Origin of the sequence: Thalassospira povalilytica, assembly GCF_002844235.1 — a bacterium.
Taxonomy (GTDB): Bacteria; Pseudomonadota; Alphaproteobacteria; order Rhodospirillales; family Thalassospiraceae; genus Thalassospira; species Thalassospira povalilytica.
The window spans coordinates 652,507-678,611 of record NZ_PGTS01000002.1 but is presented as its reverse complement, the minus strand read 5'-3'; the positions used below and the strand labels follow the sequence as shown (position 1 = coordinate 678,611).

Below are 26,105 nucleotides of genomic sequence, written 5' to 3'. Positions count from 1 at the left end.
CCAACAGCCATAAAACGCGTTAAATACGCATCAAATTTATGCCCGATCCGGGCCAAATTGCGTTCGGATCGGAAGTTAGGACAAGAGTTTCGAGACCATGCAAACAGTCATTCTGGTAATCCACCTTCTTCTTGCGCTTGGCTTGATTGCCGTCATTCTCGTGCAGCGCAGCGAGGGCGGTGGGCTTGGTATCGGCGGTAACAGCGGCGGCGGAGGCGGTGGCTTCGGCGTGATGAGTTCACGCGGCGCTGCGAACCTGCTGACCCGTACCACTGCGATTCTGGCAGGTGCATTCATGATCACCAGCATCATTCTTGCACTGCAGTCCAACAGCCACACCAAGCCAGCTTCCATTCTGGAACAGGCACCGGCTTCGGCCCCGGCGGTTACTGAACCCGCCGAGGATACCGGGCCCGCGGCTCCGACCCGCTAAACAAATTAACCGACGACACGAGGCGGCAAACTTGCCGCCTCAATTTTTGATTGTTGTATTCCCCGGTTCGTGATGCACTAAACGGCATTGAACCGAGGCTTTGTGCTTTGAGATGAGGCAAAGAAATGACTCGTTATATCTTTATTACCGGTGGCGTTGTTTCTTCGCTGGGCAAGGGCCTGGCTTCCGCTGCTTTGGGTGCTTCGTTACAGGCACGCGGCTTTACAGTTCGTCTGCGCAAGCTTGATCCGTATATCAACGTTGATCCGGGCACCATGAGCCCGTACCAGCATGGCGAATGCTATGTGACCGAAGACGGTGCCGAGACCGACCTTGATCTTGGTCACTATGAACGTTTCACTGGCGTTTCTTCGCGCCGTTCCGACAACGTGACCACCGGGCGCATCTATTCGAACGTGATCGCCCGCGAACGCCGCGGTGACTATCTTGGCGGGACCGTCCAGGTCATTCCGCACATCACCGATGCGATCAAGGAATTCGTTCAGTCTGACGCGACCGAGGACTTTGTTCTTGTCGAAATCGGCGGCACGGTTGGCGATATTGAAAGTCTGCCATTCCTTGAAGCGATCCGTCAGATGGGCAACGATCTTGGTGATGGTCGCACGCTGTTCATGCACCTTACCCTGGTGCCCTATATCTCGACCGCAGGCGAGCTGAAAACCAAACCGACCCAGCATTCCGTCAAGGAACTGCAAAGTGTCGGTATTCAGCCTGATATTCTGCTGTGCCGTTGTGATCGTGAAATTCCGATCAATGAACGCCGCAAGATCGCGCGTTTCTGTAACGTTCGCGAAGCAGCAGTCATTCCGGCCTATGATGTCGATAACATCTATCAGGTGCCGATCAGCTATCACCAGTACGGCCTTGATAGCGAAGTTCTGCATCACTTCGGTCTTCAGGCCCAGGACCCGGATCTGGCACCGTGGGAAAACATCTGCAACACCATCCGCAACCCGGAAGGTGAGGTCACCATCGGTATCGTTGGCAAATACATCCAGCTTCCCGATGCCTACAAATCCCTGACCGAAGCCCTGACCCATGGCGGTATCGCCAACAAGGTCCGCGTCAATCTGGAATGGATTGCGTCTGACGAGCTGGAAAAAGAAGGTAACGTCAACGAAATCCTGTCCAAGCTTGATGCGATCATGGTTCCGGGCGGCTTTGGCGAACGTGGCGCAGAAGGCAAGATTGCCGCAGCACGCTATGCCCGTGAAAACAAGGTGCCGTATTTCGGTATCTGCTTTGGCATGCAGATGGCTGTTCTCGAAGCAGCCCGTAACCTTGCCGGTCTCAAGGATGCATCTTCGTCTGAATTCGGCCCGACCAAAACCCCGCTTGTTGGTCTGATGACCGAATGGGCAAAGGATGGCGGTTCGGTTGAACGTCGTACCGGCGAAGATGATCTTGGCGGCACCATGCGTCTGGGCAATTATGAGTGCAAGCTGGTTGACGGCACCCGTGCACGCGACATCTATGGCAGTGAAACCGTTCTGGAACGTCACCGCCATCGCTATGAAGTTAACGTAAACTTCATGTCGCAGCTTGAGGAAAAAGGTCTTAAATTCTCGGGTCTGTCGCCGGATGGTCGTTTGCCGGAAATCGTTGAATACCCGGATCATCCGTGGTTCATCGGTGTCCAGTTCCACCCGGAACTGCGTTCGCGTCCGCTCGATCCGCATCCGCTGTTCGTGTCTTATATCAAGGCCGCCAAAGAGCGCAGCCGTCTGGTATAATTGGCACGCAGTTTGATTGCGCGAATGGCCGCGTGCTGTATGCGTGAATGGCCGAATGCTTGAATGAAAGTCATCGCAATGACCGAAATTAAAACTGTCAAAGTCGGCAATATCGAAATCGCCAATGACAAGCCCTTTGCCGTTCTGGCCGGGCCGTGCGCGATCGAAAGCCGTCAACATGCACTCGAAATGTCCGCAGCCCTTAAGGAACTGTCCGAAGGGCTCGGCATCGGTCTGGTTTACAAAAGCTCGTTTGACAAGGCGAACCGCACCAGCACCACATCCAAGCGCGGTGTTGGTCTGTCCGAAGGTCTCGATATCCTGGCAGAAGTCAAATCGGTCACCGGTCTCCCGATCGTGACGGATGTGCATTTGCCCGACCAGTGTGCGGCGGTTGCCGAAGTTGCCGATATTCTTCAGATTCCGGCATTCCTGTGCCGTCAGGCGGATCTGTTGCAGGCAGCGGGCAAAACCGGTCGTGCGGTCAATGTCAAAAAGGGCCAGTTCCTGGCACCCTGGGACATGGCCAATGTGGCCAACAATCTTGCCGCGACCGGCAATGACAATATTATGCTCTGTGACCGTGGGACCAGCTTTGGCTATAACACGCTTGTCACGGACTTCCGCGGACTTCCCACCATGGCCCGTCAGGGCTATCCAGTTGTTTTCGATGCAACCCATTCGGTTCAGCAGCCAGGCGGGCAGGGCACGTCGTCCGGCGGCCAGCGTGAATTCGCGCCGGTTCTGGCCCGCGCAGCCGTTTCGGTTGGTATCGCAGCACTGTTTATCGAAACCCACGATAATCCGGCAACGGCCATTTCGGATGGCCCGAACCAAATCCCGTTGAACAAATTACCCGAAGTTCTTTCGGTCCTGATGGAACTGGACAAAGTGGCAAAAGCCAATCCGGTTCGTCTGGATATGTTTGACGCATGATTTTCAAATGCCGCCAATCGTCATTGGCGGCATTCTTTTTTGCTGTAACCTGCATGCCTGACAAAAAGGCATGGTTCCTACCAGTGAGGAGAACGTTTCTGTCATGACCGCTATTATCGATATTCGCGGCCGCGAAATCCTTGACAGCCGTGGTAACCCGACGGTCGAAGTTGATGTAACTCTGGAAAATGGCGCCTTTGGTCGTGCAGCCGTTCCGTCGGGTGCATCCACCGGTGCCCACGAGGCTGTTGAACTTCGCGACAAGGAAGACCGTTATCTTGGCAAAGGCGTGACCAAGGCTGTTGCCTCGGTCAATGGTGAGATTTTCGAAGCTCTGGTCGGCATGGATGCCGAAGACCAGGTTGCTGTCGACAATGTCATGATCGAACTCGACGGCACGGATAACAAGTCCCGTCTGGGTGCGAATGCCATTCTTGGCGTTTCACTTGCGACCGCAAAGGCGGCTGCTGAGGACGCAGGTCTTCCGCTTTACCGTTATGTCGGTGGTGCCTTTGCCCGTACGCTTCCGGTCCCGATGATGAACATCATCAACGGTGGCGAGCATGCGGACAACCCGATCGATGTTCAGGAATTCATGATCATGCCGGTATCGGCAGAAACCGGTTCTGACGCGATCCGCATGGGCGCGGAAATCTTCCACAACCTGAAAAAGGCGCTGTCGGCAGATGGTCTGAACACCAATGTCGGTGACGAGGGCGGCTTTGCGCCGAACATCGCATCGACCGAAGCTGCCATCAGCTATGTCATGAAATCGATCGAAGCTGCCGGTTATCGTCCGGAAGAAGACGTTGTTCTGGCCCTTGATGCGGCATCGACCGAATTCTACAAGGACGGCAAATATGTCCTGGCGGGCGAGGGAAAAACCCTTGATTCCAGCGGTATGGTAAAATATTGGGCTGATCTGGTCGGCAAATACCCGATCTTCTCGATCGAAGATGGCATGGCCGAAGACGACTGGGATGGCTGGGCTGAACTGACGGCCGCCATTGGCGCCAAGACCCAGCTTGTCGGTGATGACCTGTTTGTCACCAACCCGAAACGTCTTGCTGATGGTATCAAAAAAGGCGTTGCCAACTCGATCCTGGTCAAGGTGAATCAGATCGGTACGCTTTCTGAAACGCTGGAAGCTGTCGAAATGGCTCATCGTGCCGGTTACACTGCGGTCATGTCGCACCGTTCGGGCGAAACCGAAGATTCGACCATTGCTGATCTTGCTGTTGCGACCAACTGTGGTCAGATCAAAACCGGCTCGCTGTCGCGTTCTGACCGTATGGCAAAATACAACCAGCTGATCCGCATCGAAGAGATGCTTGATGCCGGTGCCTACTATCCGGGTCGTTCGATCCTGAAATAACCGGAACGGGTGATTTCACATCACCGGATTTCTGCGGGATGCACCATATGCTGGTGCATCCCGTTTTTTGTTTCGATGGCGTTTTGCGAGCTGACTGACAGTGGAAAACAGTAAATCAGAACTATCTGATTGACCGTAAATTGCGGTGCTTGAGGGTGCCGTTTAACGCTATTTTTACCAATGTCTGTGTTACTTGGTGCGTAATATTGGCCGATCTATGACTTTGTTCTAAGGCAAGTTGCTGAAGACAAAGGGAAATGACGTATGTTGTTTTCTTGTTTTGGTTTCAAAATGGTCAGTGATGCGGTCAAAGTCGCGTTTCCGCGCAAGGGGCAAGGGTAAATGTCGTCACACTCACCGGTTTTTCGTCGTCTGCAACAGGCAGTCGCGCCGGTCATCGCATTTACAGTCATGGCATATTTCATCTTTCACAGTGTGGAAGGTGAACGTGGTCTGCTGACCTACTGGTCGATGCAGGACCGCGTGACCGAAATTGCCAAGGTGCTTGATGAAACGACCGAGCGCCGCAAAAAGCTTGAACAGCATGTCATTTCCTTGCGCGCCAATCATCTTGATCCCGATCTTCTCGATGAACGTGCACGTGCGATGCTGAATGCCGCACATCCCGATGACGTCATCATCTTTCATCATGACGGTTATCAGGACATGACCACCATCGCTGCCCACACCAACTGATCTGTTCCCAAACAGCTGGTCGCATCCGCCCAGAGAATCCGGGGGCATGGTATCCTGTGTTTGGGCGGGGCAATTGGCCGTTGCGGCACGCTGTCACATCAAAAAACAAAGAAATTCCTGGTTGTGAAATCTGGTCAGCAATGATCGCTTACCGGTAAGGTATTGTTTAAACTGACTTCTGGTTTATAGTCGGAAAACTGGCCGGATCGGTTGATTGCATTGATAATGAATGCATTCTTTGGGTTGTTTTCGATCTAGAACGGCTATGCGGTATTATCGTCATAAAAGCATAGCATTTGTGACGCAGGGGAATGAACGAAATTTAACGCATTCGCCCAAGTCGCTGAAAATACTCAATCTCTGTATATTTGCCAAAATGCACAAATTAACTGAAATCAAGTTTATTTGTGATTGTGCGTTGCAAAACAACAGTTTATTCGGCGTTTGATTGCTTGCCCTTGGAGGTCGTTTTAGGTAGTCATTTCGGTGGTCCAGTACCGAATTAAGCGCTCATACATGATGCTTAAGCGATAGCCATCCACCGGGAGGAAACATGGCGACCACGAAACGCAAACGCGCCACTACGCGCGCCGACAACCAGGCGAGCAGTGACGATCTCCTCAAATATTACCGTGAAATGCTGCTGATCCGCCGCTTTGAAGAAAAAGCCGGTCAGCTGTATGGCATGGGTCTTATTGGTGGCTTCTGTCACCTGTATATCGGGCAGGAAGCCGTTGTTGTCGGCATGCAGTCTGCCATCACGGGTGATGATGGTGTGATCACCAGTTACCGTGATCACGGCCACATGCTGGCTTGCGGCATGGATGCCGGTGGGGTTATGGCCGAACTGACGGGCCGCGAAGGCGGTTATTCCCGCGGTAAAGGCGGCTCCATGCACATGTTCTCCAAGGAAAAGAACTTCTATGGCGGCCACGGGATCGTCGGTGGCCAGGTGCCGCTGGGGACCGGTATTGCCTTCAATTACAAATATCGTGGTGAAGACCGCGTTTGCCTGACTTATCTTGGTGACGGTGCCGTCAACCAGGGTCAGGTCTATGAAGCCTTCAATATGGCCGCTCTCTGGCAGCTTCCGGTGGTTTATTGCATCGAGAACAACCAGTACGCCATGGGCACCTCGACCCAGCGTCACTCGTCAAGCCCGGACCTTTATCAGCGCGGTATGGCCTATGGCATTCCGGGCGAACAGGTCGATGGCATGGACGTTCTTGCGGTCAAGGAAGCTGGTGAACGCGCCGTTGCTCACTGCCGCGAAGGCAAAGGCCCTTATATCCTTGAGCTGAAAACATACCGCTATCGCGGTCACTCGATGTCGGACCCGGCGAAATATCGCACCAAGGACGAACTCGACAAGATGCGCAAGGAACACGACCCGATCGATATGGTCAAAAAGCTGCTGATCGATGGCAACATCATCGACGAAGCTGGCCTTAAGGATATCGACAAGGAAGTGAAAGCCGAAGTCGCAAAAGCGGCCGAGTTCGCGCAGAACAGCCCGGAACCGGATGTTTCTGAACTGTTCACCGATATTCTGATCGACGCGTGATCGCGACTTTCGCGAACCGCTTTTGACCGATTTTTCCCGGGAGAGAGGGAACAATGCCGATTGAAGTTTTGATGCCGGCCCTGTCGCCGACCATGACCGAAGGCACGCTTGCCAAATGGAACGTCAAGGAAGGCGACACGATCGCATCCGGTGACGTCATCGCAGAAATCGAAACCGACAAAGCAACGATGGAAGTCGAAGCTGTCGATGAAGGTACTGTGGGCAAGATCGTCATCGCCGAAGGTACTGAAAATGTCGCAGTGAATGCTGTTATTGCCTATATCCTTGAAGAAGGCGAAGACGCATCCGCGCTTGATAACGTTTCTGCATCGTCTGGCGGCGCTGCACCGGCTGCCGAAGAAAAAACGGCTGCACCGGCCGAAGAAGCAGCACCCGCTGCAAGCACGGCAAGTGCCGCACCAGTTGCGGCCAGCGGCGCAATCGAACGTTCGGATGCCGAGCCGCGCGCCATGAGCGTGATGAACGCGACCCAGGACGAAAAGACCTATACCAGCTTTAAAACCCAGACCGTGCGTGAAGCCCTGCGTGATGCAATGGCCGAAGAAATGCGTGGTGACGAAAACGTCTTCGTCATGGGTGAAGAAGTCGCACAGTATCAGGGTGCCTACAAAGTCACCCAGGGGCTGCTTGACGAATTCGGTGACCGCCGTGTTGTCGATACCCCGATTACCGAAATCGGTTTTACCGGTATGGCAACGGGTGCGGCATTCATGGGCCTCAAGCCGATTGTTGAATTCATGACATTCAACTTCGCCATGCAGGCCATTGACCACATCATCAACTCTGCGGCCAAGACGCTTTACATGTCCGGTGGCCAGCTTGGTTGCCCGATTGTCTTCCGCGGTCCGAACGGTGCTGCTGCCCGTGTTGGCGCACAGCATTCCCAGTGCTATGCATCCTGGTATGCACATTGCCCGGGTCTCAAGGTGATTGCACCGTGGTCGGCTGCTGACGCAAAAGGCCTTCTTAAGGCCGCGATCCGTGATCCGAACCCGATCGTCTTCCTTGAAAACGAAATCATGTATGGTCAGAGCTTCGAAGTTCCTGACGATGACGATTTCGTTCTGCCGATCGGCCAGGCCAAAATCGAACGCGAAGGGACCGATGTCACCATCGTTGCTTTCTCGATCATGGTTGGCAAGGCACTCAAAGCGGCTGAACAGCTGGCAGAGCAGGGCATCTCGGCCGAGGTCATCAACCTGCGTACCATTCGTCCGCTCGATGTGAACACTATCATTCGCTCGGTAATGAAGACCAACCGTCTTGTTACCTGTGAAGAAGGCTGGCACTTCGCCGGTATCGGTTCGGAAATCGCATCTGTGGTCATGGAACATGCCTTTGACTATCTCGATGCACCGGTTGCCCGCGTGACCGGCGAAGATGTTCCGATGCCGTATGCTGCAAATCTCGAAGCGCTTGCGCTTCCGCAAGAGCAGCACATCGTCGATGCGGCCAAGGCCGTTTGCTATCGCTAAGTGATACGGACAGGGGCAGGCGCCGTCCAATGTGCGCCGCCCCGTTACCGGGAGAATGTGTTCATGCCTGTAAAAGTATTGATGCCGGCCCTGTCGCCGACCATGACCGAAGGCACCTTGGCAAAATGGCACGTCAAGGAAGGTGACACCGTTGAATCGGGCGATGTCATCGCAGAAATCGAAACCGACAAAGCCACGATGGAAGTCGAAGCCGTCGACGAAGGCAAGATCGGTAAAATCCTTGTTGCCGAAGGCAGCGAAGGTGTTGCTGTAAACGAAGTCATCGCGCTTCTGCTTGAAGAAGACGAAGACGAAAGCGCGCTGGATGGTGCCGATACGTCTGCTGCGGGTGCTGCCCCGGCGGCCGAAGCGCCGTCCGAACCCGCATCTTCGTCGGCACCGGCACAGTCAGATGCACCAGCAAAAGCCAGCCCGGCCCCGGCTGCACCGGTTTCGGGTGGTGATCGGATCAAGGCAAGCCCGCTTGCGCGTCGCATTGCCGCCAATGACGGTGTTGATCTTGCATCGGTGACCGGTTCTGGCCCGCGTGGCCGCATCGTCAAACGCGATGTCGAAGCCGCCAAATCGGCAAAACCGACAGCAGAATCCGCATCCGCCGAAAAAGCAGCACCCTCTGCACCGGCTGCGGCAGCCGCACCGGCCGCTTCGGGCTGGAATCCGGATCTTACCGGTTTGCCGGAATACGAGGAAATCCCGAACAGCGGCATGCGCAAAACCATCGCGCGTCGCCTGACGGAATCCAAGCAGCAGGTTCCGCATTTCTACCTTACGGTCGATTGCGAACTCGACAATCTGTTGGCAACCCGCAAGCAGCTGAATGAAAAGGCCGGTGACGGCGTCAAGATTTCGGTCAATGACTTTGTCATTCGTGCGGTGTCGCTGGCGCTTAAGAAAGTCCCTGCTGCCAACTCCATCTGGACCGACAAGGCGACCCTTCAGTGCAAGAAACAGGATATCTCGGTGGCGGTTGCCATTGATGGTGGCCTGATCACGCCGGTCGTTCGTGATGCCGGTTCCAAAGGTCTTGCTGAAATCTCGTCCGAGATGAAAGCACTGGCTGGCAAGGCCCGTGATGGCAAGTTGATGCCCGAAGATTACCAGGGCGGGACCTTCTCGGTTTCCAACCTCGGCATGTTTGGCATCAAGGAATTCTCTGCCATCATCAACCCGCCGCAGGGCTGCATTCTGGCCGTTGGTGCCGGTGAACAGCGCCCGGTCGTCAAGGATGGCGCACTTGCCATCGCGACCGTCATGAGCTGCACGCTTTCTGTTGACCACCGTGCGGTCGATGGTGCGGTCGGTGCCCAGTTCATGGCCGAATTCAAAAAGCTGATTGAAGACCCGCTGAGCATGCTGCTCTAACGGTCCAAAGTTGCGCGGGGACTTTCGAAAGTCCCCGCAAGCATTTGAATTTTAAGACCTGTGACCGGATACGGGCAGGCGAAGGAGATCCTACGATGGCGGATAGCAATTTCGACGTAATCGTGATTGGTGCAGGTCCGGGTGGTTATGTAACCGCAATCCGTTCTGCCCAGCTTGGCCTGAAAACGGCCGTTGTTGAACGTGAACATCTTGGTGGCATTTGCCTGAACTGGGGCTGTATCCCGACCAAGGCGCTGCTGCGTTCGGCCGAAGTTTATCGCAACATGAAACACGCCAAGGAATATGGCCTGTCCTGCGAAAAACCGTCCTTCGATCTTGATGCGGTCATTCAGCGTTCGCGCGGTGTGTCCAAGCAGCTTGCCGGTGGCGTTGGTCATCTTCTGAAAAAGAACAAGGTCACCGTGATCAACGGCGAAGCCAAGTTTGACGGTCCGAAAAAGATCGTTGTAACGGGCAAGGATGCCGGCACCTATACCGCGAAAAATTACATCATCGCGACCGGTGCACGCGCCCGTTCGCTGCCCGGTCTTGAAGCCGATGGCAAAGTTGTTTGGGATTACAAGAAGGCGATGACGCCTGACAAAATGCCCAAAAGCCTTGTTGTTGTCGGTTCTGGCGCGATTGGGATCGAATTTGCCAGCTTCTATCACACCATGGGTGCGGATGTGACCGTGGTTGAAATCATGCCGCAGATCATGCCGGTCGAGGACAAGGAAGTCGCAGCCCTTGCACAGAAGATGATGACCAAGGACGGGATGAAAATCCTGACCGAAGCAAAGGTCGCCAATCTAAAACGCAATGCAGACAATGTTGTTGTGACGGTCGAAACCAAAGATGGCAAGAAACAGGAACTCACCGTTGATCGCGTGATTTCGGCTGTTGGTGTGATCGGCAATACCGAAAATCTTGGTCTTGAAACCACCAAGGTCAAAGTTGATCGCAACGTCATTGGCACCGATGAATATTCCCGCACGGCCGAACCGGGCATCTTTGCCATCGGTGACGTTGCCGGCCCGCCGATGCTTGCCCACAAGGCCGAGCATGAAGGCGTGATCTGTGTTGAAAAAATCGCGGGCGTTAAAAACGTCCATCCGATTGATCCGCTCAAGATCCCGGGTTGCACCTATTGCCACCCGCAGGTCGCAAGTGTCGGCCTGACCGAAGCCAAGGCCAAGGATGCGGGTTACGACGTCAAGGTCGGTAAATTCCCGTTCATCGGCAATGGCAAGGCGGTTGCGTTGGGCGAGGCCGAAGGTCTGGTCAAAACCGTGTTTGATGCCAAGACCGGTGAATTGCTTGGTGCGCACATGGTTGGCGCCGAAGTGACCGAACTGATCCAGGGCTTTGTTGTCGCGATGGGCCTTGAAACGACCGAAGAAGATCTGATGCATACGGTCTTCCCGCATCCGACCCTTTCGGAAATGATGCATGAGTCGGTCCTTGACGCTTACGGGCGTGCGATCCACTTCTAAAATATTGTGTTTTACCGGGCGCACATGCCCGGTATGACCATTTTTGACGAATGTCGGTTTGACAAATGCGTGACGTGGCGGCAAATTGCCGCCCGTCCAATCCTTCGGAGGTAACTCTATGTCGACGGCGCGCAACGAAGCAAAAGCACTTCGTCACCCGGAAAAACAAAAACGGCCTGATCGTCCTTCCGGACGCAAGCCGTCCTGGATACGCGTCAAGGCGCCAACCTCCAAGGGCTATCAGGAAACCCGCGAACTCGCGCGTGGCCTGAACCTTCATACGGTTTGCGAAGAAGCCGCTTGCCCGAATATCGGGGAATGCTGGCAGAAGAAGCACGCATCCTTCATGATCATGGGCGATACCTGCACGCGTGCATGTTCGTTCTGTAACGTGAAGACCGGCATGCCAAACGCGCTTGACCCGTTCGAGCCGGAAAACCTTGCAATGGCCGTTGCCGACATGCAGCTCAAGCATGTTGTGATCACCTCGGTTGACCGCGATGATCTTGCCGATGGCGGGGCGGCGCATTTTGCCCGCGTGATCGAAGCCATCCGCTACAAGTCGCCGGAAACCACCATTGAAATTCTGACGCCGGATTTCCGTGACAAGCCAGGTGCCGTTGAAATCGTCGCCAAGGCCCGTCCGGACGTGTTCAACCACAATCTTGAAACAGTTCCGCGTCTTTACACCAACATCCGTCCGGGCGCGCGTTATTACCAGTCGCTGCGTATCCTTGATCGCGTCAAGCAGATTGACCCGACCATCTTCACCAAATCCGGCCTAATGGTTGGCCTTGGCGAGGAACGCAAAGAACTGGCACAGGTGATGGATGACTTGCGTGTGGCGGATGTCGATTTCCTTACCATCGGTCAGTATCTTCAGCCGACGCTGAAACACGAACCTGTGCATCGCTTTGTCACGCCGGACGAGTTTGACGAATATGCGTCGATGGCACGCGGCAAGGGATTCCTGATGGTGTCGGCAACGCCGCTGACCCGTTCGAGCTATCACGCTGATCGTGACTTCGAACAGCTGCGTGAAGCCCGCGAGAAAAAACTCGCCGCCGCAGAAGAAGCAAAAGCCAAGGCAGCACGCGCAGAAGTCGCTGCCCAGTAAACCTGAAACGATACGCGCGACGACAAAGGGAGATACGAGTGCCGACGCATGCAGAGCGCAGGAAACTGCCCTATACGCCGGAACAGCTCTTTGAACTCGTCGCGGATATCGATTCCTATTCCGAGTTTTTGCCGTGGTGCGTTGCATCACGGGTGCGCAAGCGTGATGGCGATGTGCTCCAGGCCGATCTTGTTATCGGCTTCAAGATGTTTCGCGAAAAATACACGTCCAAAGTCACCCTTCAGCGCCCCCATCGTGTTGATGTCGAATATCTTCAGGGGCCGTTCAAATACCTCAATAACCATTGGGTATTCGAAGAGGACGAAGATGGCGGGACCTGGCTTGATTTTTTTGTCGATTTCGAATTCCGCTCGGCATTGCTGCAAAAGATGATCGGTGTCGTCTTTAACGAAGCAGTCAAGCTGATGGTTGGCGCATTCGAAAATCGCGCCCGCGAAGTCTATGGGGATCCGAACACCGGTTCTTCGCAAAGCTGATAATGCGATAAGGCGTGCTTTAACAGGGCCGGGCAGGGTGCTTTAACCGCCCAGGCCCTTTTTCTGATCAATCATCTCTGAGATCAGGGCTAATGCCCTAAGAACCGTGGCCTTGCGAACGGCGTGGCGGTCACCGGCAAAAACTTCGTGATAGGTAACAGTCTGGCGTCCTTTACCAGCACAACCAAAATGAACCAGCCCGACGGGCTTGGTTGCTGTTCCGCCGCCCGGGCCGGCAATGCCGGTCACTGAAACAGCAATGCTGGCATTGGGCGCACGGTCAAGTGCGCCTTCACACATGGCGCGTGCAACCGGTTCGGAAACTGCGCCATGTTGTTCAAGTAACGCTGTTTTTACGCCAATCAGTTCATGTTTGGCTTCGTTGGAATAGGTCACGAACCCACAATCGACAACGGACGAGCTGCCATCCACCCCGGTCAGCGCCCCGGTAATCAAACCACCGGTGCAGGATTCGGCCGTGGCAATCATTTCGCCATTTGCGGTGCATTTCGCAATCAGCGCGCTTGCCGCAGCAAGAATGTCGTCATCGATTTGCATAACTCATCCACCCGTCAGGTAAACCACGCCCGCCAGAACGATCATGGCAAAGATACCGGCCAGAACATCGTCAAGCATGATGCCGAAACCGCCACCGACCCTGCGGTCGACCCAGCGGATCGGCCAGGGCTTGGCCACATCGAATGCACGGAACGCCACAAAGGCCACAAGAAGCCACACAATGTCCATCCAGTCGGCTGCCAATGGCACGACAAGCAGGCACATCCACTGACCAACGACCTCGTCAATTACAATTTCACCGGCATCATGAATGCCAAGCAAGTGACTGTATTGATGGGCAACCCAGATACCGATCACAAAAATAATGATGCTGGCGATAATCAGCGCCTCATTGCCGCCGTAAATCCAGATCATCCAACCAAAGGGTAGGGCGGCAAACGATCCGGCTGTTCCCGGTGCCTTGGGGCTTTTGCCGCTATAGAACCAGGTTGCCAAACATGTGATCAGAAAACGGGAAAAAGCCATGGATCAGATACGTATGAGCTGTGAAAGATGGCCATAGGTAACACACCAAAGTGCCCGCACGGTGAAATTTTTACCCTTAAGGGTGTGTTAACACACTTGCCTGCGTGCAAAGTTACAGGTAGCGTAAAGAAAAAGATTAATAAGTCGCAGGCGGGGTCAAAGAAACTCTACGCAACCGGGATACCCGGGCGTGAATACGGGCAACTAGGGGTTAGACACTGAATATGTCGGCGTTTCAAGGCATGCGTCGCTTGGTGGATAAATGGTTTCCTGACCGGCAAATTCTTGTTCGGTCCAATGATTCTGTTTACCAGCTTCGTCTTGGAAAATATGGACAGCTTGCGCTGGCTTCGTTCGGAGCCGCGGCCATTATCTGGTCGGTGGGTGTAACTGGTTATAGTTGGTACCTCGATCAGCGTCTTGCAACGCGTGAGGAACAGCTTTTCCGCAGCGAGCTTTCCTATAATCGTCTGATTGCGCGTGTGACCGAAAGTCAAAGACGTTTCGGCGAAATCACCGCACAGATGGAAGATACCCATCGCAATTTGCTGTCGATGGCTGAAAAGAACCTGCAGCTTCAGGCGCGGGTACAGGATTACACTTCCAAACTCGCCAGCAGCGAGAAGGAAAAAGTCCGGATTTCGGCCCTTCGCACGTCGATGGATAACCAGATGAATGCGCTTCAGGGGCAGATTGACGGGATCACCAACCGTAACCTTGCGCTGCGCGATGAACTCGAAACCGTTGAAACCGTCATGTCGCGTGTGATGCGTGAACGTGATCAGGCCCTGCAACGGTCCAAAAAACTTCAAAGTGAACTCAGTGATGCGCGCCAACGCATTGCCGATTTGCACACGGTCCAGCAACAGGCCATGCAGCGTGTCGCCGAAACGGCCGACAACACGATCCTTGAGCTGGAAAACGTTCTGGAAATGACCGGTTTGCAGCCGGAAACCTTTATTCTTCCACCGATGAAGCCCCAGGAGCCGGGGGTCGGTGGTCCGTTCGTGGCGTTCGAACCTGAACATCCCAAGGACGAGGAATTTGTAAATGTGGCGATGGCGCTCAGTGATCGTATGGATCAACTCGCCAACCTGCATGACAGACTGAAAAAGACGCCAATCGGGGAACCTGCCGCGTCTTATTATCTTTCGAGCTCGTTCGGTAAACGAAAAGACCCGATCAATGGTCGCTGGGCTTTTCATTCCGGTGTTGATCTTGCCGGGCCGATCAGAACACCAATTCTGGCAACTGCACCGGGTAAGGTGGTGCATGCAGGATGGAGTGGAAAATACGGGAAGATGGTCGAACTCGATCACGGGAACGGCATTAGAACCCGTTATGGACACTTATTTAAGGTCCTCGTCAAGAAGGGCGACGAAGTGCGTTACCAGGATCAAATAGCGTTAATGGGAAGTACCGGACGAAGCACGGGCAGCCATGTACACTACGAGGTTTTGGTCCATGACAAGCCGGTCAATCCCCTAAAGTTTATTGAGGCGGGACGTTATGTTTTCAAAAACGAGCAAGACGACACAAACAACTAAAAGCGGCAACCCGGTTGCAGAAAAAAAGGGTGGCCTTTCCATTATCAATGCGGATCTCCGGGTTACCGGTGATCTGATCTCGGAATCGGATGTTCAGGTCGACGGTTCTGTGAATGGTGACATTCGCACCCGTACCCTTACCATCGGTCAGCATGGCGAAGTGCGCGGCGAAATTGTCGCTGACAAGATCCGGATTTGCGGGGCGGTTATCGGCCAGGTCCGTGCACGCGATGTTTCGCTGTCTGAAACCGCACGTATGATTGGTGATATTCTTCACGAAAGCCTTTCAATCGAACCGGGCGCCCATATCGAAGGGCATTGCCGTCGTATTGAAGGTGTGTCTGAAGAAGGCGGTCTTACCGTCATTCAGGCCGGCCAGGTCGTTGCGGCCAACGTGAAAAAAGAACACAAATAATCATCAAAAAGATGGTGCTGATGGTGCCGCGATGACGGGTCCGGTTATCGCAAAACCACACAGATACGCAAAAAGGCAGGTCTGATTGGACCTGCCTTTTTCAATTGTATTTGCAAAACTTGCCCGGTTACCGGGCCGCATCACATGATCTATGCCTTTTCCGAGCTGGACAACAGGGGCAACAATTCGTCAAGACCACCCAAAACCACGTCCGCCTCGTGCGACAGCCGTTCTTTGGGTTGCTTGCTTCTGTTGATCCACGCCGTGCGGAAACCGAAATGCCCGGCCCCGGCAATATCCCAGCCATTTGACGACTGGAATGAAATTTCGGCCGGCTCCAGTTCAAGTTTGTCTGCGGCCAGCTGGTAAACATCGGGATGGGGTTTATAGGTCTTCAGGTCGTCGACACAGATGATCTGGTCAAACAGCGACAGAATTCCTGACGATTTTGCGGCTGAAATCAGCATATGTTTTGCGCCATTTGACAGAATGGCAAGCTTGTGTCCCTGCGCCTTGAGGGTGTTGAGCGTTTCGACCACCTCGGGAAAGGTATCAAGCGACAGGTATGTTTCCATCAGTTTGGCGCGCAGAACCGGATCTTTCTTGCCGGTCTGGTCCATCGCGTAATCAAGAGCATCGCCTGTCACGGTCCAGAAATCGGCAAAATCCCCCATCAGGGATCGAAGCCAGGTATATTCAAGTTGCTTCTGACGCCATAAAGCGGAAAGGCGGTCTGCCTCGTCACCGACGGCATCACGCAGTTTCGCAACCGCCGAACCGACATCAAACAACGTTCCATATGCATCGAAAACAAATGCGCGGCAGGAAGACAGTACATTCTCGGACATATTGCTGACCTTTTCTGACAAGCAGTATTGATCAAATATGGGCAATCAGGCCAAAAGCGCAAATGAAGCCCCGGGCAGGTCAATCCCGCCCGGGTGTCTCATTCTGACCCATTGCAATCTCATCGCGGGCAAAACGCCGACGATAGACATAGGTTCCCTCCATTACGCGCTGTACGTAATTGCGGGTTTCGCTATAGGGAATCATTTCGATCCAGTCGACCAGATCAACTTCCGGATCACGGGGATCACCATATTCGTTGATCCACTGGCGGACACGCGTCGGACCGGCATTGTAGCTGGCAATTGTAAGAGCCTCTGCGCCATCCCAACGATCAAGAAGCCTGCTGAGATAGGCGCGTCCCAATGTGATGTTGAAGGACGGGTCATCGGTCAGCCGGTCGGTTTCATAATCAAGGTCAAGTGACTTTGCCATGCGTTTGGCCGTGGCCGGCATCAGTTGCATCAAACCGCGCGCACCGGCGGATGATACGGCCTGCGGGTTGAACAGGCTTTCCTGACGCATGATGGCATGAACCAGTGCCGGATCGGGCGCATGGCCAAGCGGCACCTGTTCATGGATCGGGTAGGCGGCATCAAGATAACCGCTGCCGGTGCGAATGCTGCGCTTGGCGGCAATGATGCCAAGGTCGGCACGACCATATTCGCGGGCAAGGTCGGTCGCCATCGCAAGGTATTCCGGCTCATCATGTTCATAGACCAGCGCCATGATGAACGGCCGGATAATATTGCCAAGCCCGATGGCGCCAAGCTTGCGCACGACCTGAACAAGTTCCTGATTTTCAAATGCGGCACGCTGTTCCGCCGTCGGCACCGGCTGTTCAACCGAATAGGACGGTTTCAGGCCAAGCGCATCAATGGCAAGCTGCCCATAGAATGTGTGGGCATGCTGGGCGGCGAGTTCATACCATTCCTTGGCCCGTTTTTCATCGCCAAGCGCCGCATTGGCACGACCGGCCCAATAGGCCCCGCGCGACAGGCTGATCGGGTACTGGACAACGTCATACAGATTTTGGAAATGGGTCAGTGCAATATCGGCATCGCCCAGAAATTCCAGCGCGATCCAGCCTGCATACCATTCGGCTTCCGCAATATCGCCCGGATCGGTTTGCCCGTGATTGGCAACCAGACGATAGGCGTCGGTGATATGGCCCTTTTGCAAGGCACGCCGCGCCAGAATGGCCTTTTCAAGCCACCAGTATTGCGGGCGGATCGAGATATAGGCAAGGTCGTTTGCCTGCGATAAAAGAAGATCACGGGCTTCCTGATCGCGGTCCTTGACCCGGCGCCAGCGCACGCGTTCATAAATCAGACCCGGATCATTCTGATATTTCTTCGGAACCCGATTGATGGCCGCATCGACACCGCCAGTCATTGCGCGCAGCGCTGCGCGGGCTTCTGCCAGCAGGCGATAGTCATTGCTGACATATTTCATTGTGCGTGACGCGGTAGTCAGGCGACCTTCCCACAACAGACGGTCAAGACGCTGCTGATGGGTTTCCTGATCGATATATTTGCCATATCGGTCCAGAAATCTTTTTTCCTGCCCGCGACCGAAATTCTCGTTGATCCAGCTGGTCCGGACAAGGGCAATGGCCGCCGATTCCTGACCCGCGCCCAAAAGCGCCTTGATCTGGCGGGTTGCACCATCGGCCGTAACCGGGGCAGACCGTTTGAACCATGCCAGAATTTCATCATCGGGCACGGCGTCATTCATTGCCTCTTCGGCACGCTGACGCAACAGGGCCTGACTTGGCCAGGTCGGGTGGGTGTCGATGAAATTGGTAATTTCTTCAAAGCTGCGGCCGGAATTCGGCGACGTCAGCAACATCCATTCTGCTGCCTTTTGCAGCAACGGATCGTCGAAATTGGGCAGAAGCTTTTCAAAGCTTTCGGTACGACCATCTTCGACGGCATCAAGGAATGCGTTCAAACGTGCGCGACTGACAGCCGAATAGGTCGGCGAGGGCGGCTGCATCAGAAGAATGCTATCTTCGTTTGCTGCGGCCTGTGCCAGATGACCTGTTGGCATCAATATCGAAAAGCCCAGTGCCAATGCGCAGACTGAAACTCTGCGGAAAGACGCTTGCGCCATGTAATTGTCCCCTTTGCCTGACGGCAGCGAATGCACTCTAGACCGGCGCATTATGACAGTGAAATCCGGAAAAGCCAAACAGTCCTGAAGGGAAATTGCAACCCCGATTACAGTTCCTTTCGATTAATGTATACAGTGCTTGCGGGATTGGCGAACAGCCGCTATTTTCGCGACCGCTTTCAATATATCCAATGTTTGGAGATCTCCATGTTTAAGGGTTCAATCACAGCTTTGATCACACCGTTCACGCAAGATGGTGCGATTGATGAAAAGGCGTTCCAGTCTTTTGTGGATTGGCAGCTTAAACAGGGCACGACAGGTGTGGTGCCTGTCGGAACCACTGGTGAATCCCCGACGCTGAGCCATGCTGAACATCATCGTGTTGTTGAACTGGCACTCGAAGTGGCCAAGGGCCGCGGCCCGGTAATTGCCGGAACCGGTTCCAACTCGACCGCAGAAGCCGTTTCGCTGACGCGCCATGCGCAGAATGCCGGTGCGGATGCCGCACTTGTTGTTACGCCTTATTATAACAAGCCGACCCAAAAGGGCCTGTATGCACATTACAAGGCCGTTCATGATGCAACCGATATCCCGATTGTCATCTATAACATTCCGGGTCGCTCGATTGTGGATATGAGCGTCGCGACCATGGCCGAACTGGCAAAACTGCCGCGTATCGTTGGTGTCAAGGATGCGACCAGCGATCTGGAACGTCCGGCACTGACCCGTTTGGCGGCCGGTGCTGATTTCTGCCAGTTGTCGGGCGAAGACGGCACCATCGTTCCGTTCCTGGCCCAGGGTGGGCATGGCTGCATTTCGGTAACGTCGAACATTGCACCGAAACTGTGTGCAGAACTGCATGCTGCCTGGGCTGCCGGGAACATTGCCAAGGTTCAGGAGTTGAACTACCGTCTGATGCCGGTTCACAAGGCAATGTTCTGCGAAGCAAGCCCGGGACCGGTCAAATACGCGGCTGAATTGCTTGGCCTTTGTGGCAGCCACATGCGCCTGCCGATGGTCGAGATCGCCGATGAATCCAAACGCAAGGTCGAAGCCGCGCTTAAGGGTGCCGGATTGCTCGGCCACTAAGCGATAATTAGCGTCTTATGGCACCGAAGAAAGAAACAGATAACAATAAGGTCGTTGCGCAAAACCGACGCGCGCGCTTTGACTATTTCCTGACGGAAACATTCGAAGCCGGGATCGTTTTGCGCGGGACCGAGGTCAAATCGCTCCGCGATGGCAAGGGCAATATTCAGGAATCCTATGCCGAAGCCAAGAATGACGAAGTCTGGCTGATCAACGCATATATTCCCGAATATCAAAGCAAGATGCCGTTCGGCCACGAAGAACGCCGTCCGCGCAAATTGCTGCTGCACAAACGCGAAATCGCCAAAATGCATGATGCCTTGAACAAAAAGGGTTTTACCCTTGTTCCGGTCAAATTGTATTTCAATGAACGCGGGATCGCGAAGTTGGAACTCGCCATTGCCGAAGGCAAGAAAAAGGCCGACAAACGCGAAGCGGTCAAGGAACGTGACTGGCAACGTGACAAGGCGCGTATTATGCGCGACTTTGGCTAGTTGCCGAACAAGGCCCGGGTTATCGCGCGGAAGTGAATTGCCTTTTCTGGCCGGTTTTATGATTAAATGGCGTTGTCATGGTGAACATGTCAGCGCCATTTTTCGTATCAGCTTGTGACAAGGGAGAAAGCGGTGACGCAAAGTTTTTCTGGAAAAATCAAAGACAAGCTGATTGAGGCCAAGCGTAAATGGGCCAAAGATGGTCGTTTACTGACCGGGACATCCGATGCCGCACGCGAAAACCGTCTGCCGCCGGGGCAGCGGCTGGTAAAGGATTGGCCGGTACTTGATCTGGGCATCACGCCCCATGTCAGTGCAGATGACTTCAAGCTTGATATTACCGGGTTGGTTGAAAATCCGCTGTCGCTTGGGTTTGTGGATCTGCTTGATCTACCAAATGTCCGGGCGCGAAATGATATTCATTGTGTGACCAGCTGGTCGCGATATGACAATGACTGGCAGGGCGTGTTAGCGCTAACATTGGCGGAAATGGTCAGGCCGCATCCCGATGCCAAACATGTCCTGTTTACGGCACATGACGGATACACCACAAATGTGAGGATTGATCAGTTTCTTGATGAAGACGTCCTGATTGCCCATCACTGGAACGACGAACCGTTAAGCGAAGAACATGGCGGTCCGGTTCGTGTTGTCATCCCCAAGCTGTATTTCTGGAAAAGCACCAAATGGGTGCGCGAAATCCGGTTTGTCAAAGAAGATGCACCGGGATTCTGGGAAGAACGCGGATATCACAATAATGCCGATCCCTGGACCGAGGAACGATATGGCTAGGTGTTTTCCTCAAATTGAAAAGGGTCGGCATTTCACTGTATTATGCGTGCTTGCAGTGATTACGGTCATTTTTTCCTGGAGAGGAACCATGGCATCGGAAGATGCAAAAACGGTGTATGACTTTTCATTCCCGTCCATCATTGGCGGGGAACTTCATCTTGCCGATTATCAGGGCAAGGTCATTCTGTTGGTGAATACGGCATCAATGTGCGGGTTCACCCCGCAATATACCGGCCTGCAAAAATTGTGGGATGATTACCGCGATGACGGGCTGGTCGTGATCGGTGTGCCATCAGCCGATTTCGGCGGTCAGGAATATGCCGAAGACGCCGCCATTCAGGAATTCTGCGAAGTCAATTTTGATGTCGATTTCCCGATGGCATCAAAAACCACGGTGTCAGGGGCCGATGCACATCCGTTTTACAAATGGGCGATCGATGTGCTTGGCGCGGATAAGGCGCCAAACTGGAACTTTCACAAATATCTGATCGGGCGAAACGGGCAGTTGGTGGACAGTTTTGATACACGCGTGAAACCGGGCGATGATGTGATTGTTGACGCCATCAAAGCACAGCTGTCAGGGCACTAGGGCCTGATGCCAAATTTTAGGGCGGCTGTTAGCGCCGCCCGTCCATCACATCAAGAAACGCCAGCCCATACTGGTCGAGTTTCTTGACCCCAACCCCGTTAATGGACGCCATGTCTTCGAGTGTGCGGGGCTTGAAACGTACCATTTCCCAAAGTGTGCGGTCGCTGAAAATGACATAGGGCGGGACATTCTGGCTGGTGGCCAATTCGCGGCGCATGGTACGCAACCGTTCCCATAGATCGCGGTCATCCTCGTTTTCAAATTCGGTATCGAAATCGCGCAGACGCCGCGTCATGGCGCGTTTGCTTTCGCCCGGGTCCTTGCGCATTTCGACAACTTTTTCACCGCGCAGGACCGGCCGTGATTCCTCGGTCAGGTAAACACCGCCATGCCCTTCGACATCGACCTGCAAATATCCCATGGCAAGAAGCTGACGGAAAACCGATCGCCATTGCGGTTGTGGGATATCCTTGCCAATTGCATAAACCGAAAGCTGATCATGGCCGTTCTGGCGGATTTTTTCGGTTTTACGGCCCATCAGAACTTCGATCACATGGGCCGGGCCAAACCGTTGACCTGTCCGATAGACCGCCGAAAGCGCCTTGCGAGACGCATCGGTGGCATCCCAGGTATCGACCGGCTCAAGACAGGTGTCGCAATTGCCACAGGGCTGATGTTGATCTTCGCCAAAATAGGACAGGATGACCTGGCGGCGGCATTTGGTGGTTTCTGCAAGTCCGACCAGCGCATCAAGCTTGCGCGATTCAATGCGTTTCTGGGCTTCGGGCGCGTCGGAACTTGCCACCATGCTGCGGATCGAAACGATGTCTGAAAGGTCGTAATTCATCCAGGCATTGGCCGGAAGTCCGTCACGGCCTGCACGCCCGGTTTCCTGATAATAGGCTTCCATGCTTTTGGGCAGGTTCAAATGCGCAACAAAGCGGACATTGGGTTTGTCGATGCCCATGCCAAAGGCCACAGTCGCACAAATGATCATGCCATCTTCACGCAGGAAGCGATCCTGATGGAGCTGGCGCGTTTCCTGTGTCAGGCCCGCATGATAGGGCAAGGCAGGGCGACCGTTATCGGTCAGCCATTGTGCGACATCTTCGGTCTTGCGGCGTGACAGGCAATAGACAATCCCGGCATCTTCGGCATGTTCACGATTAAGGAACGACAGCAGGCGCTGCTTGGCGTTACCCTTGGTTTCAATGCGATAGGTGATATTGGGACGGTCAAAACCGGTAATGAAGCATTTGGCATCGGTCAGATGCAGGTTTTCGGCAATGTCCTTGCGGGTCGGTGTATCAGCAGTCGCGGTAAGGGCGATGCGCGGCACATGGGCAAAGCGCGTCGGCAAAAGGTCAAGCCGACGATATTCCGGGCGGAAATCATGCCCCCATTGCGAAACGCAGTGTGCTTCGTCAATCGCAAACAATGAAATGCTGATGCGATCAAGCAGATTAAGGAACCGGTCGGTCGCAAAGCGTTCCGGCGCCACATAAAGAAGATCAATATCGCCATCAACGGCCCGGGCCTCGATCTCGCGGGCGGCTTCGGGGGCCAGGGTCGAATTGATAAAGGCCGCCTTGACACCAAGCTGATTAAGAGCGTCGACCTGATCTTTCATAAGCGCGATCAGCGGTGACACCACAACAGCAGTACCCGAACGGCACAGGGCAGGGACCTGATAGCATAATGATTTGCCGCCACCGGTGGGCATCAGTACCAGCGCATCATTGCCGGCAATCACATGGTCAATGATTTCAGCTTGTTGGCCGCGAAAACTGTCATAACCAAACACCTCGCGCAGGACGTCTATCGGCAGACGTTGTACGGGTCGGTCGAGCAGGTCGTTCATGGGCGATGTATCAGGCAAATTAACCGTCCAGATGTGCGCGAATGTCAGCAAAGACGTTTTCAAACATCTCTGGCGTCAGGCGATAAGTCTGGGTGTTGTAGCGCGAACAGTGATAGCTATCAAACAATGTGATGCCATTTTCCATTTTATGCGATGCGCCATGGCCAAATTTAAGCGATGAAAGCTTAAGGCCAAATGTCCTGAGCATCGCCTGATGGGCAACCTGCCCAAGGCACAAAATGGCCGAAAGGTTTTCCATCGCATCAAATTCGCTGATCAGAAAAGGCCGACAGGCATTGGCTTCCGGTCCGGTCGGTTTGTTTTCCGGCGGGACGCATTTCACCGCATTGGTGATGCGACAATCAAGCAGTTCAAGCCCGTCGTCAGGCCGCTTGTCATAGGTACCCCTGGCAAAGCCGAACTTTTTAAGCGTGTCATACAAAAGGTCCCCGGCATAGTCGCCGGTAAACGGACGCCCGGTGGCGTTGGCCCCCTTAAGACCCGGCGCCAGTCCGACAATCAGCAATCGCGCATTCAGGGGGCCGAACGGGCGGACCGGGCCGTTATAGAAATGCGGAAACTTTTCCTGATTGGCGCGCCGGAATTCGACCAGTCGCGGACAAAGCTGACAATCAATGTCGGGTTGCAGATAGGCGGTCATGGCAAGTCTGACATGCTTGCCGGTTACGGTTCGGACCGTAACCGGTCGTGATCACGTTGGGCGTATTTCCGGGTGTGTTTCCGGGCGAATTCGGGTTTTCTTACTCGAAATCGAAATCGTCAAGTTCCGGGTGATCGGGGTGATCGTCGATATCGGGATGATCGTCATCGCGGCGTTGCTGAACCTTGCGCGCGATCGTTCCTTCGAGTTCGGTCAGCTCGATAAAGTTGTCGGCCTGGCGGCGCAGCTCGTCTGCGACCATCGGCGGATTGGATTTGACCGTCGATACGACCGTGACGCGAACGCCTTTGCGCTGTACGGCATCAACCAGGCGGCGGAAATCGCCGTCGCCCGAGAAAATGACAACATGATCAAGATGTTGCGCCATTTCCATGACGTCAATTGCCAGCTCGATATCCATGTTGCCCTTGATCTTGCGGCGACCGGCAGCATCGGTGAACTCCTTGGTCGGTTTGGTGACCATGGTGTAGCCGTTATAATCAAGCCAGTCGACAAGCGGACGGATCGGGGAATATTCCTGATCTTCGATAAGGGCGGTATAGTAGAAGGCCCGGATCAGTTGACCTTTTTGGGCAAAAAGATCGAGTAAGCGTTTGTAATCAATATCAAAACCAAGAGACCGCGCCGCGGCATAAAGGTTCGAGCCGTCAATGAACAGCCCGATGCGTTCCTGCGGGTAAAAAATCATCCTGAAATTCCTCAAACATCAAATTTAATTATGCAGTTCCAAAAATACGGAACTCTCAATATCTACCGTGGGCAGAGGGACAAAGAAAGGCGAAAATATCGTAGACAGAGTATGATGGCTCCCTTAGATATGCCGTCTTTCGCGCAGCTGGCGAACAAGCCGTTGCTCGTTGAACCAACAAATATCCACCGAACTGAAAGTCTGCCTTGTGAGCACGCTGTCACCATCGACCACCAGCACACCGTCGGATGACGCCATTCTGATTGCATTTGGTGCCAATCTGCCTACGGAAGAATATGGTGCGCCTGCACAAACATTGAAAGCCGCGTTGCAGCGTTTAATGCAGGATGGTGATATTTTGATCGATGCGGTGTCGTCCTTTTACGAGACGGCACCCGTTCCGATCTCTGACCAGCCCTGGTATGTGAACGGGGTGGCAAGAATTTCGACAAAGCTCTCTGCCCATGATCTGCTGGCGCGTCTTCATGAAGTGGAGGCCGAATTCGGTCGGGTGCGCCGCGAACGCAATGCGGCGCGTGTGATTGATCTTGATCTGATTGCCTATGGCCGCGAGCAGGTTCGTGAGGAGGGCGGCATTCAGGTTCCCCATCCCCGGATGGCGGAACGCGCCTTTGTTCTGTTGCCTTTGCGCGATGTCGCGGGTGACTGGGTGCATCCGGTGATCGGGCGCACGGTAGAAGATCTGATTTCGGAACTGCCCGAAGATCAGCAGATCAGAAAGCAGGCGGACTGACGAAAAAGCGTGCGAAAACCTGCGCCAATAAGCGGTTTCGCTGTTGCAACACAGAAGATCCGGCGTTATATAGGTCGGTCTGGACACCCCAAAAGTATTTCTGGAGACATTTATGGCGCGCGTTACCGTCGAAGATTGCGTTGACAAGATTCCGAACCGCTTTGAGCTTGTTATGCTTGCAGCTCAGCGTGCACGCAACATCTCGGCCGGTGCAGAACTGACCATTGATCGTGATAACGACAAGAACCCGGTTGTTGCGCTGCGTGAAATCGCCGAAGAAAAAGTCGATTTCGACGATCTGCGCAACGGCATGGTGCAGGGTCTGCAGCGGCATGTTGAAACTGACGAGCCGGAAGAAGCCGAAGACGATTTCGGTCCGAAACTGGTCGCAGAAGCTGTCGAAGACGCATCGGCTGGTGTTGTGCTTCCGTCAGAAGATGAATAA

At 54.1% G+C, this 26,105-nt stretch carries 26 protein-coding genes; 19 read left to right on the top strand and 7 right to left on the bottom strand.

Annotation, left to right across the window (positions count from 1 at the left end; all coding sequences use genetic code 11):
• Positions 1 to 97: 97 nt before the first annotated feature.
• From secG to CU041_RS07410, 11 genes are all read left to right on the top strand, one after another.
• Positions 98 to 433 carry a preprotein translocase subunit SecG gene (secG, locus tag CU041_RS07460; protein WP_068518958.1) on the top strand — a complete coding sequence of 112 codons (336 nt, stop codon included), beginning with the start codon at positions 98 to 100 and terminating at the stop codon, positions 431 to 433.
• 125 nt (positions 434 to 558) lie between these two features.
• Complete coding sequence (locus CU041_RS07455; RefSeq protein WP_068518959.1) at positions 559 to 2,187, top strand: CTP synthase; 1,629 nt, start codon at positions 559 to 561, stop codon at positions 2,185 to 2,187.
• A gap of 78 nt (positions 2,188 to 2,265) precedes the next feature.
• On the top strand, positions 2,266 to 3,123 hold the full coding sequence (gene kdsA, locus CU041_RS07450) for a 3-deoxy-8-phosphooctulonate synthase (protein ID WP_068518960.1): 858 nt from the start codon (positions 2,266 to 2,268) through the stop codon (positions 3,121 to 3,123).
• 103 nt (positions 3,124 to 3,226) lie between these two features.
• A complete protein-coding gene (gene eno, locus CU041_RS07445) occupies positions 3,227 to 4,498 on the top strand; it encodes a phosphopyruvate hydratase (RefSeq protein WP_068518961.1) in 1,272 nt (423 codons plus the stop codon).
• 342 nt (positions 4,499 to 4,840) lie between these two features.
• On the top strand, positions 4,841 to 5,194 hold the full coding sequence (locus CU041_RS07440; protein ID WP_068518962.1) for an FtsB family cell division protein: 354 nt from the start codon (positions 4,841 to 4,843) through the stop codon (positions 5,192 to 5,194).
• A gap of 553 nt (positions 5,195 to 5,747) precedes the next feature.
• Positions 5,748 to 6,758, top strand: a complete 1,011-nt coding sequence (gene pdhA, locus CU041_RS07435; RefSeq protein WP_068518963.1) for a pyruvate dehydrogenase (acetyl-transferring) E1 component subunit alpha — start codon at positions 5,748 to 5,750, stop codon at positions 6,756 to 6,758.
• A gap of 53 nt (positions 6,759 to 6,811) precedes the next feature.
• Positions 6,812 to 8,254: a pyruvate dehydrogenase complex E1 component subunit beta gene (locus CU041_RS07430; protein ID WP_101246303.1), complete on the top strand. Its 1,443-nt coding sequence runs from the start codon at positions 6,812 to 6,814 to the stop codon at positions 8,252 to 8,254.
• A 63-nt stretch (positions 8,255 to 8,317) separates the two neighbouring features.
• Entirely contained in the window at positions 8,318 to 9,637 is a 1,320-nt protein-coding gene (locus CU041_RS07425; protein ID WP_101246302.1) for a pyruvate dehydrogenase complex dihydrolipoamide acetyltransferase, read from the top strand.
• A gap of 95 nt (positions 9,638 to 9,732) precedes the next feature.
• The gene (gene lpdA / locus CU041_RS07420; protein WP_068518966.1) at positions 9,733 to 11,130 is read left to right on the top strand and encodes a dihydrolipoyl dehydrogenase; all 1,398 of its coding nucleotides are present in this window, start codon (positions 9,733 to 9,735) and stop codon (positions 11,128 to 11,130) included.
• 118 nt (positions 11,131 to 11,248) lie between these two features.
• Complete coding sequence (gene lipA, locus CU041_RS07415) at positions 11,249 to 12,247, top strand: lipoyl synthase (RefSeq protein WP_068518967.1); 999 nt, start codon at positions 11,249 to 11,251, stop codon at positions 12,245 to 12,247.
• Between the two features lie 38 nt (positions 12,248 to 12,285).
• Positions 12,286 to 12,744 carry a type II toxin-antitoxin system RatA family toxin gene (locus CU041_RS07410; protein WP_068518968.1) on the top strand — a complete coding sequence of 153 codons (459 nt, stop codon included), beginning with the start codon at positions 12,286 to 12,288 and terminating at the stop codon, positions 12,742 to 12,744.
• 42 nt (positions 12,745 to 12,786) lie between these two features.
• Here the strand turns inward: CU041_RS07410 and CU041_RS07405 are convergent, their stop codons facing one another.
• Both CU041_RS07405 and CU041_RS07400 read right to left on the bottom strand, forming a co-directional pair.
• On the bottom strand, positions 12,787 to 13,302 hold the full coding sequence (locus CU041_RS07405) for a CinA family protein (protein ID WP_101246301.1): 516 nt from the start codon (positions 13,300 to 13,302) through the stop codon (positions 12,787 to 12,789).
• A gap of 3 nt (positions 13,303 to 13,305) precedes the next feature.
• The gene (locus CU041_RS07400; protein WP_170310167.1) at positions 13,306 to 13,788 is read right to left on the bottom strand and encodes a phosphatidylglycerophosphatase A family protein; all 483 of its coding nucleotides are present in this window, start codon (positions 13,786 to 13,788) and stop codon (positions 13,306 to 13,308) included.
• Positions 13,789 to 14,012: 224 nt separating this feature from the next.
• On the opposite strand from CU041_RS07400, the gene CU041_RS07395 reads away from it, so the two are divergent.
• Entirely contained in the window at positions 14,013 to 15,335 is a 1,323-nt protein-coding gene (locus tag CU041_RS07395; RefSeq protein ID WP_068518972.1) for a M23 family metallopeptidase, read from the top strand.
• Positions 15,298 to 15,750 carry a bactofilin family protein gene (locus CU041_RS07390; protein ID WP_068518973.1) on the top strand — a complete coding sequence of 151 codons (453 nt, stop codon included), beginning with the start codon at positions 15,298 to 15,300 and terminating at the stop codon, positions 15,748 to 15,750. The genes CU041_RS07395 and CU041_RS07390 overlap by 38 nt, the downstream gene beginning before the upstream one ends.
• Positions 15,751 to 15,899: 149 nt before the next feature.
• Here the strand turns inward: CU041_RS07390 and CU041_RS07385 are convergent, their stop codons facing one another.
• Positions 15,900 to 16,598, bottom strand: a complete 699-nt coding sequence (locus CU041_RS07385) for a haloacid dehalogenase type II (RefSeq protein ID WP_101246463.1) — start codon at positions 16,596 to 16,598, stop codon at positions 15,900 to 15,902.
• Positions 16,599 to 16,677: 79 nt separating this feature from the next.
• On the bottom strand, positions 16,678 to 18,711 hold the full coding sequence (locus CU041_RS07380) for a lytic transglycosylase domain-containing protein (protein WP_068518974.1): 2,034 nt from the start codon (positions 18,709 to 18,711) through the stop codon (positions 16,678 to 16,680).
• Between the two features lie 207 nt (positions 18,712 to 18,918).
• Here CU041_RS07380 and dapA point away from each other — a divergent pair, with 207 nt between their 5' ends.
• The 4 genes from dapA (at position 18,919) to CU041_RS07360 (ending at position 21,675) form a co-directional block, all read left to right on the top strand.
• On the top strand, positions 18,919 to 19,800 hold the full coding sequence (gene dapA / locus CU041_RS07375) for a 4-hydroxy-tetrahydrodipicolinate synthase (protein WP_068519201.1): 882 nt from the start codon (positions 18,919 to 18,921) through the stop codon (positions 19,798 to 19,800).
• A gap of 17 nt (positions 19,801 to 19,817) precedes the next feature.
• Positions 19,818 to 20,294 carry an SsrA-binding protein SmpB gene (smpB, locus tag CU041_RS07370; protein ID WP_068518975.1) on the top strand — a complete coding sequence of 159 codons (477 nt, stop codon included), beginning with the start codon at positions 19,818 to 19,820 and terminating at the stop codon, positions 20,292 to 20,294.
• Between the two features lie 132 nt (positions 20,295 to 20,426).
• Positions 20,427 to 21,086, top strand: coding sequence for a sulfite oxidase-like oxidoreductase (locus CU041_RS07365; RefSeq protein WP_101246300.1), 660 nt, complete (start codon positions 20,427 to 20,429; stop codon positions 21,084 to 21,086).
• 88 nt (positions 21,087 to 21,174) lie between these two features.
• The gene (locus CU041_RS07360) at positions 21,175 to 21,675 is read left to right on the top strand and encodes a glutathione peroxidase (protein WP_101246299.1); all 501 of its coding nucleotides are present in this window, start codon (positions 21,175 to 21,177) and stop codon (positions 21,673 to 21,675) included.
• 28 nt (positions 21,676 to 21,703) lie between these two features.
• Here the strand turns inward: CU041_RS07360 and recQ are convergent, their stop codons facing one another.
• The 3 genes from recQ to CU041_RS07345 all read right to left on the bottom strand — a co-directional run bounded on the left by recQ (position 21,704) and on the right by CU041_RS07345 (position 24,906).
• Positions 21,704 to 23,536, bottom strand: coding sequence for a DNA helicase RecQ (gene recQ, locus CU041_RS07355; RefSeq protein ID WP_101246298.1), 1,833 nt, complete (start codon positions 23,534 to 23,536; stop codon positions 21,704 to 21,706).
• Positions 23,537 to 23,555: 19 nt separating this feature from the next.
• Entirely contained in the window at positions 23,556 to 24,197 is a 642-nt protein-coding gene (locus tag CU041_RS07350; RefSeq protein ID WP_101246297.1) for a uracil-DNA glycosylase, read from the bottom strand.
• Between the two features lie 100 nt (positions 24,198 to 24,297).
• Positions 24,298 to 24,906 (bottom strand): LabA-like NYN domain-containing protein, encoded by a 609-nt coding sequence (locus tag CU041_RS07345; RefSeq protein WP_068518980.1) that lies wholly within the window; start codon positions 24,904 to 24,906, stop codon positions 24,298 to 24,300.
• 208 nt (positions 24,907 to 25,114) lie between these two features.
• Here CU041_RS07345 and folK point away from each other — a divergent pair, with 208 nt between their 5' ends.
• On the top strand, positions 25,115 to 25,660 hold the full coding sequence (gene folK / locus CU041_RS07340; RefSeq protein WP_101246462.1) for a 2-amino-4-hydroxy-6-hydroxymethyldihydropteridine diphosphokinase: 546 nt from the start codon (positions 25,115 to 25,117) through the stop codon (positions 25,658 to 25,660).
• A 112-nt stretch (positions 25,661 to 25,772) separates the two neighbouring features.
• Positions 25,773 to 26,105: a DNA-directed RNA polymerase subunit omega gene (gene rpoZ / locus CU041_RS07335; RefSeq protein WP_068518981.1), complete on the top strand. Its 333-nt coding sequence runs from the start codon at positions 25,773 to 25,775 to the stop codon at positions 26,103 to 26,105.

Coding starts and splice junctions, on each gene's coding strand:
- CU041_RS07385 (WP_101246463.1), bottom strand. CDS start 16,598: ATGTCCGAGAATGTACTGTCTTCCTGCCGCGCATTTGTTTTCGATGCA.
- CU041_RS07455 (WP_068518959.1), top strand. CDS start 559: ATGACTCGTTATATCTTTATTACCGGTGGCGTTGTTTCTTCGCTGGGC.
- secG (WP_068518958.1), top strand. CDS start 98: ATGCAAACAGTCATTCTGGTAATCCACCTTCTTCTTGCGCTTGGCTTG.
- CU041_RS07440 (WP_068518962.1), top strand. CDS start 4,841: ATGTCGTCACACTCACCGGTTTTTCGTCGTCTGCAACAGGCAGTCGCG.
- lpdA (WP_068518966.1), top strand. CDS start 9,733: ATGGCGGATAGCAATTTCGACGTAATCGTGATTGGTGCAGGTCCGGGT.
- CU041_RS07395 (WP_068518972.1), top strand. CDS start 14,013: ATGTCGGCGTTTCAAGGCATGCGTCGCTTGGTGGATAAATGGTTTCCT.
- rpoZ (WP_068518981.1), top strand. CDS start 25,773: ATGGCGCGCGTTACCGTCGAAGATTGCGTTGACAAGATTCCGAACCGC.
- CU041_RS07390 (WP_068518973.1), top strand. CDS start 15,298: ATGTTTTCAAAAACGAGCAAGACGACACAAACAACTAAAAGCGGCAAC.
- recQ (WP_101246298.1), bottom strand. CDS start 23,536: ATGAACGACCTGCTCGACCGACCCGTACAACGTCTGCCGATAGACGTC.
- CU041_RS07345 (WP_068518980.1), bottom strand. CDS start 24,906: ATGATTTTTTACCCGCAGGAACGCATCGGGCTGTTCATTGACGGCTCG.
- pdhA (WP_068518963.1), top strand. CDS start 5,748: ATGGCGACCACGAAACGCAAACGCGCCACTACGCGCGCCGACAACCAG.
- smpB (WP_068518975.1), top strand. CDS start 19,818: ATGGCACCGAAGAAAGAAACAGATAACAATAAGGTCGTTGCGCAAAAC.
- CU041_RS07425 (WP_101246302.1), top strand. CDS start 8,318: ATGCCTGTAAAAGTATTGATGCCGGCCCTGTCGCCGACCATGACCGAA.
- CU041_RS07430 (WP_101246303.1), top strand. CDS start 6,812: ATGCCGATTGAAGTTTTGATGCCGGCCCTGTCGCCGACCATGACCGAA.
- CU041_RS07350 (WP_101246297.1), bottom strand. CDS start 24,197: ATGACCGCCTATCTGCAACCCGACATTGATTGTCAGCTTTGTCCGCGA.
- eno (WP_068518961.1), top strand. CDS start 3,227: ATGACCGCTATTATCGATATTCGCGGCCGCGAAATCCTTGACAGCCGT.
- CU041_RS07405 (WP_101246301.1), bottom strand. CDS start 13,302: ATGCAAATCGATGACGACATTCTTGCTGCGGCAAGCGCGCTGATTGCG.
- kdsA (WP_068518960.1), top strand. CDS start 2,266: ATGACCGAAATTAAAACTGTCAAAGTCGGCAATATCGAAATCGCCAAT.
- dapA (WP_068519201.1), top strand. CDS start 18,919: ATGTTTAAGGGTTCAATCACAGCTTTGATCACACCGTTCACGCAAGAT.
- CU041_RS07360 (WP_101246299.1), top strand. CDS start 21,175: ATGGCATCGGAAGATGCAAAAACGGTGTATGACTTTTCATTCCCGTCC.
- CU041_RS07380 (WP_068518974.1), bottom strand. CDS start 18,711: ATGGCGCAAGCGTCTTTCCGCAGAGTTTCAGTCTGCGCATTGGCACTG.
- CU041_RS07400 (WP_170310167.1), bottom strand. CDS start 13,788: ATGGCTTTTTCCCGTTTTCTGATCACATGTTTGGCAACCTGGTTCTAT.
- lipA (WP_068518967.1), top strand. CDS start 11,249: ATGTCGACGGCGCGCAACGAAGCAAAAGCACTTCGTCACCCGGAAAAA.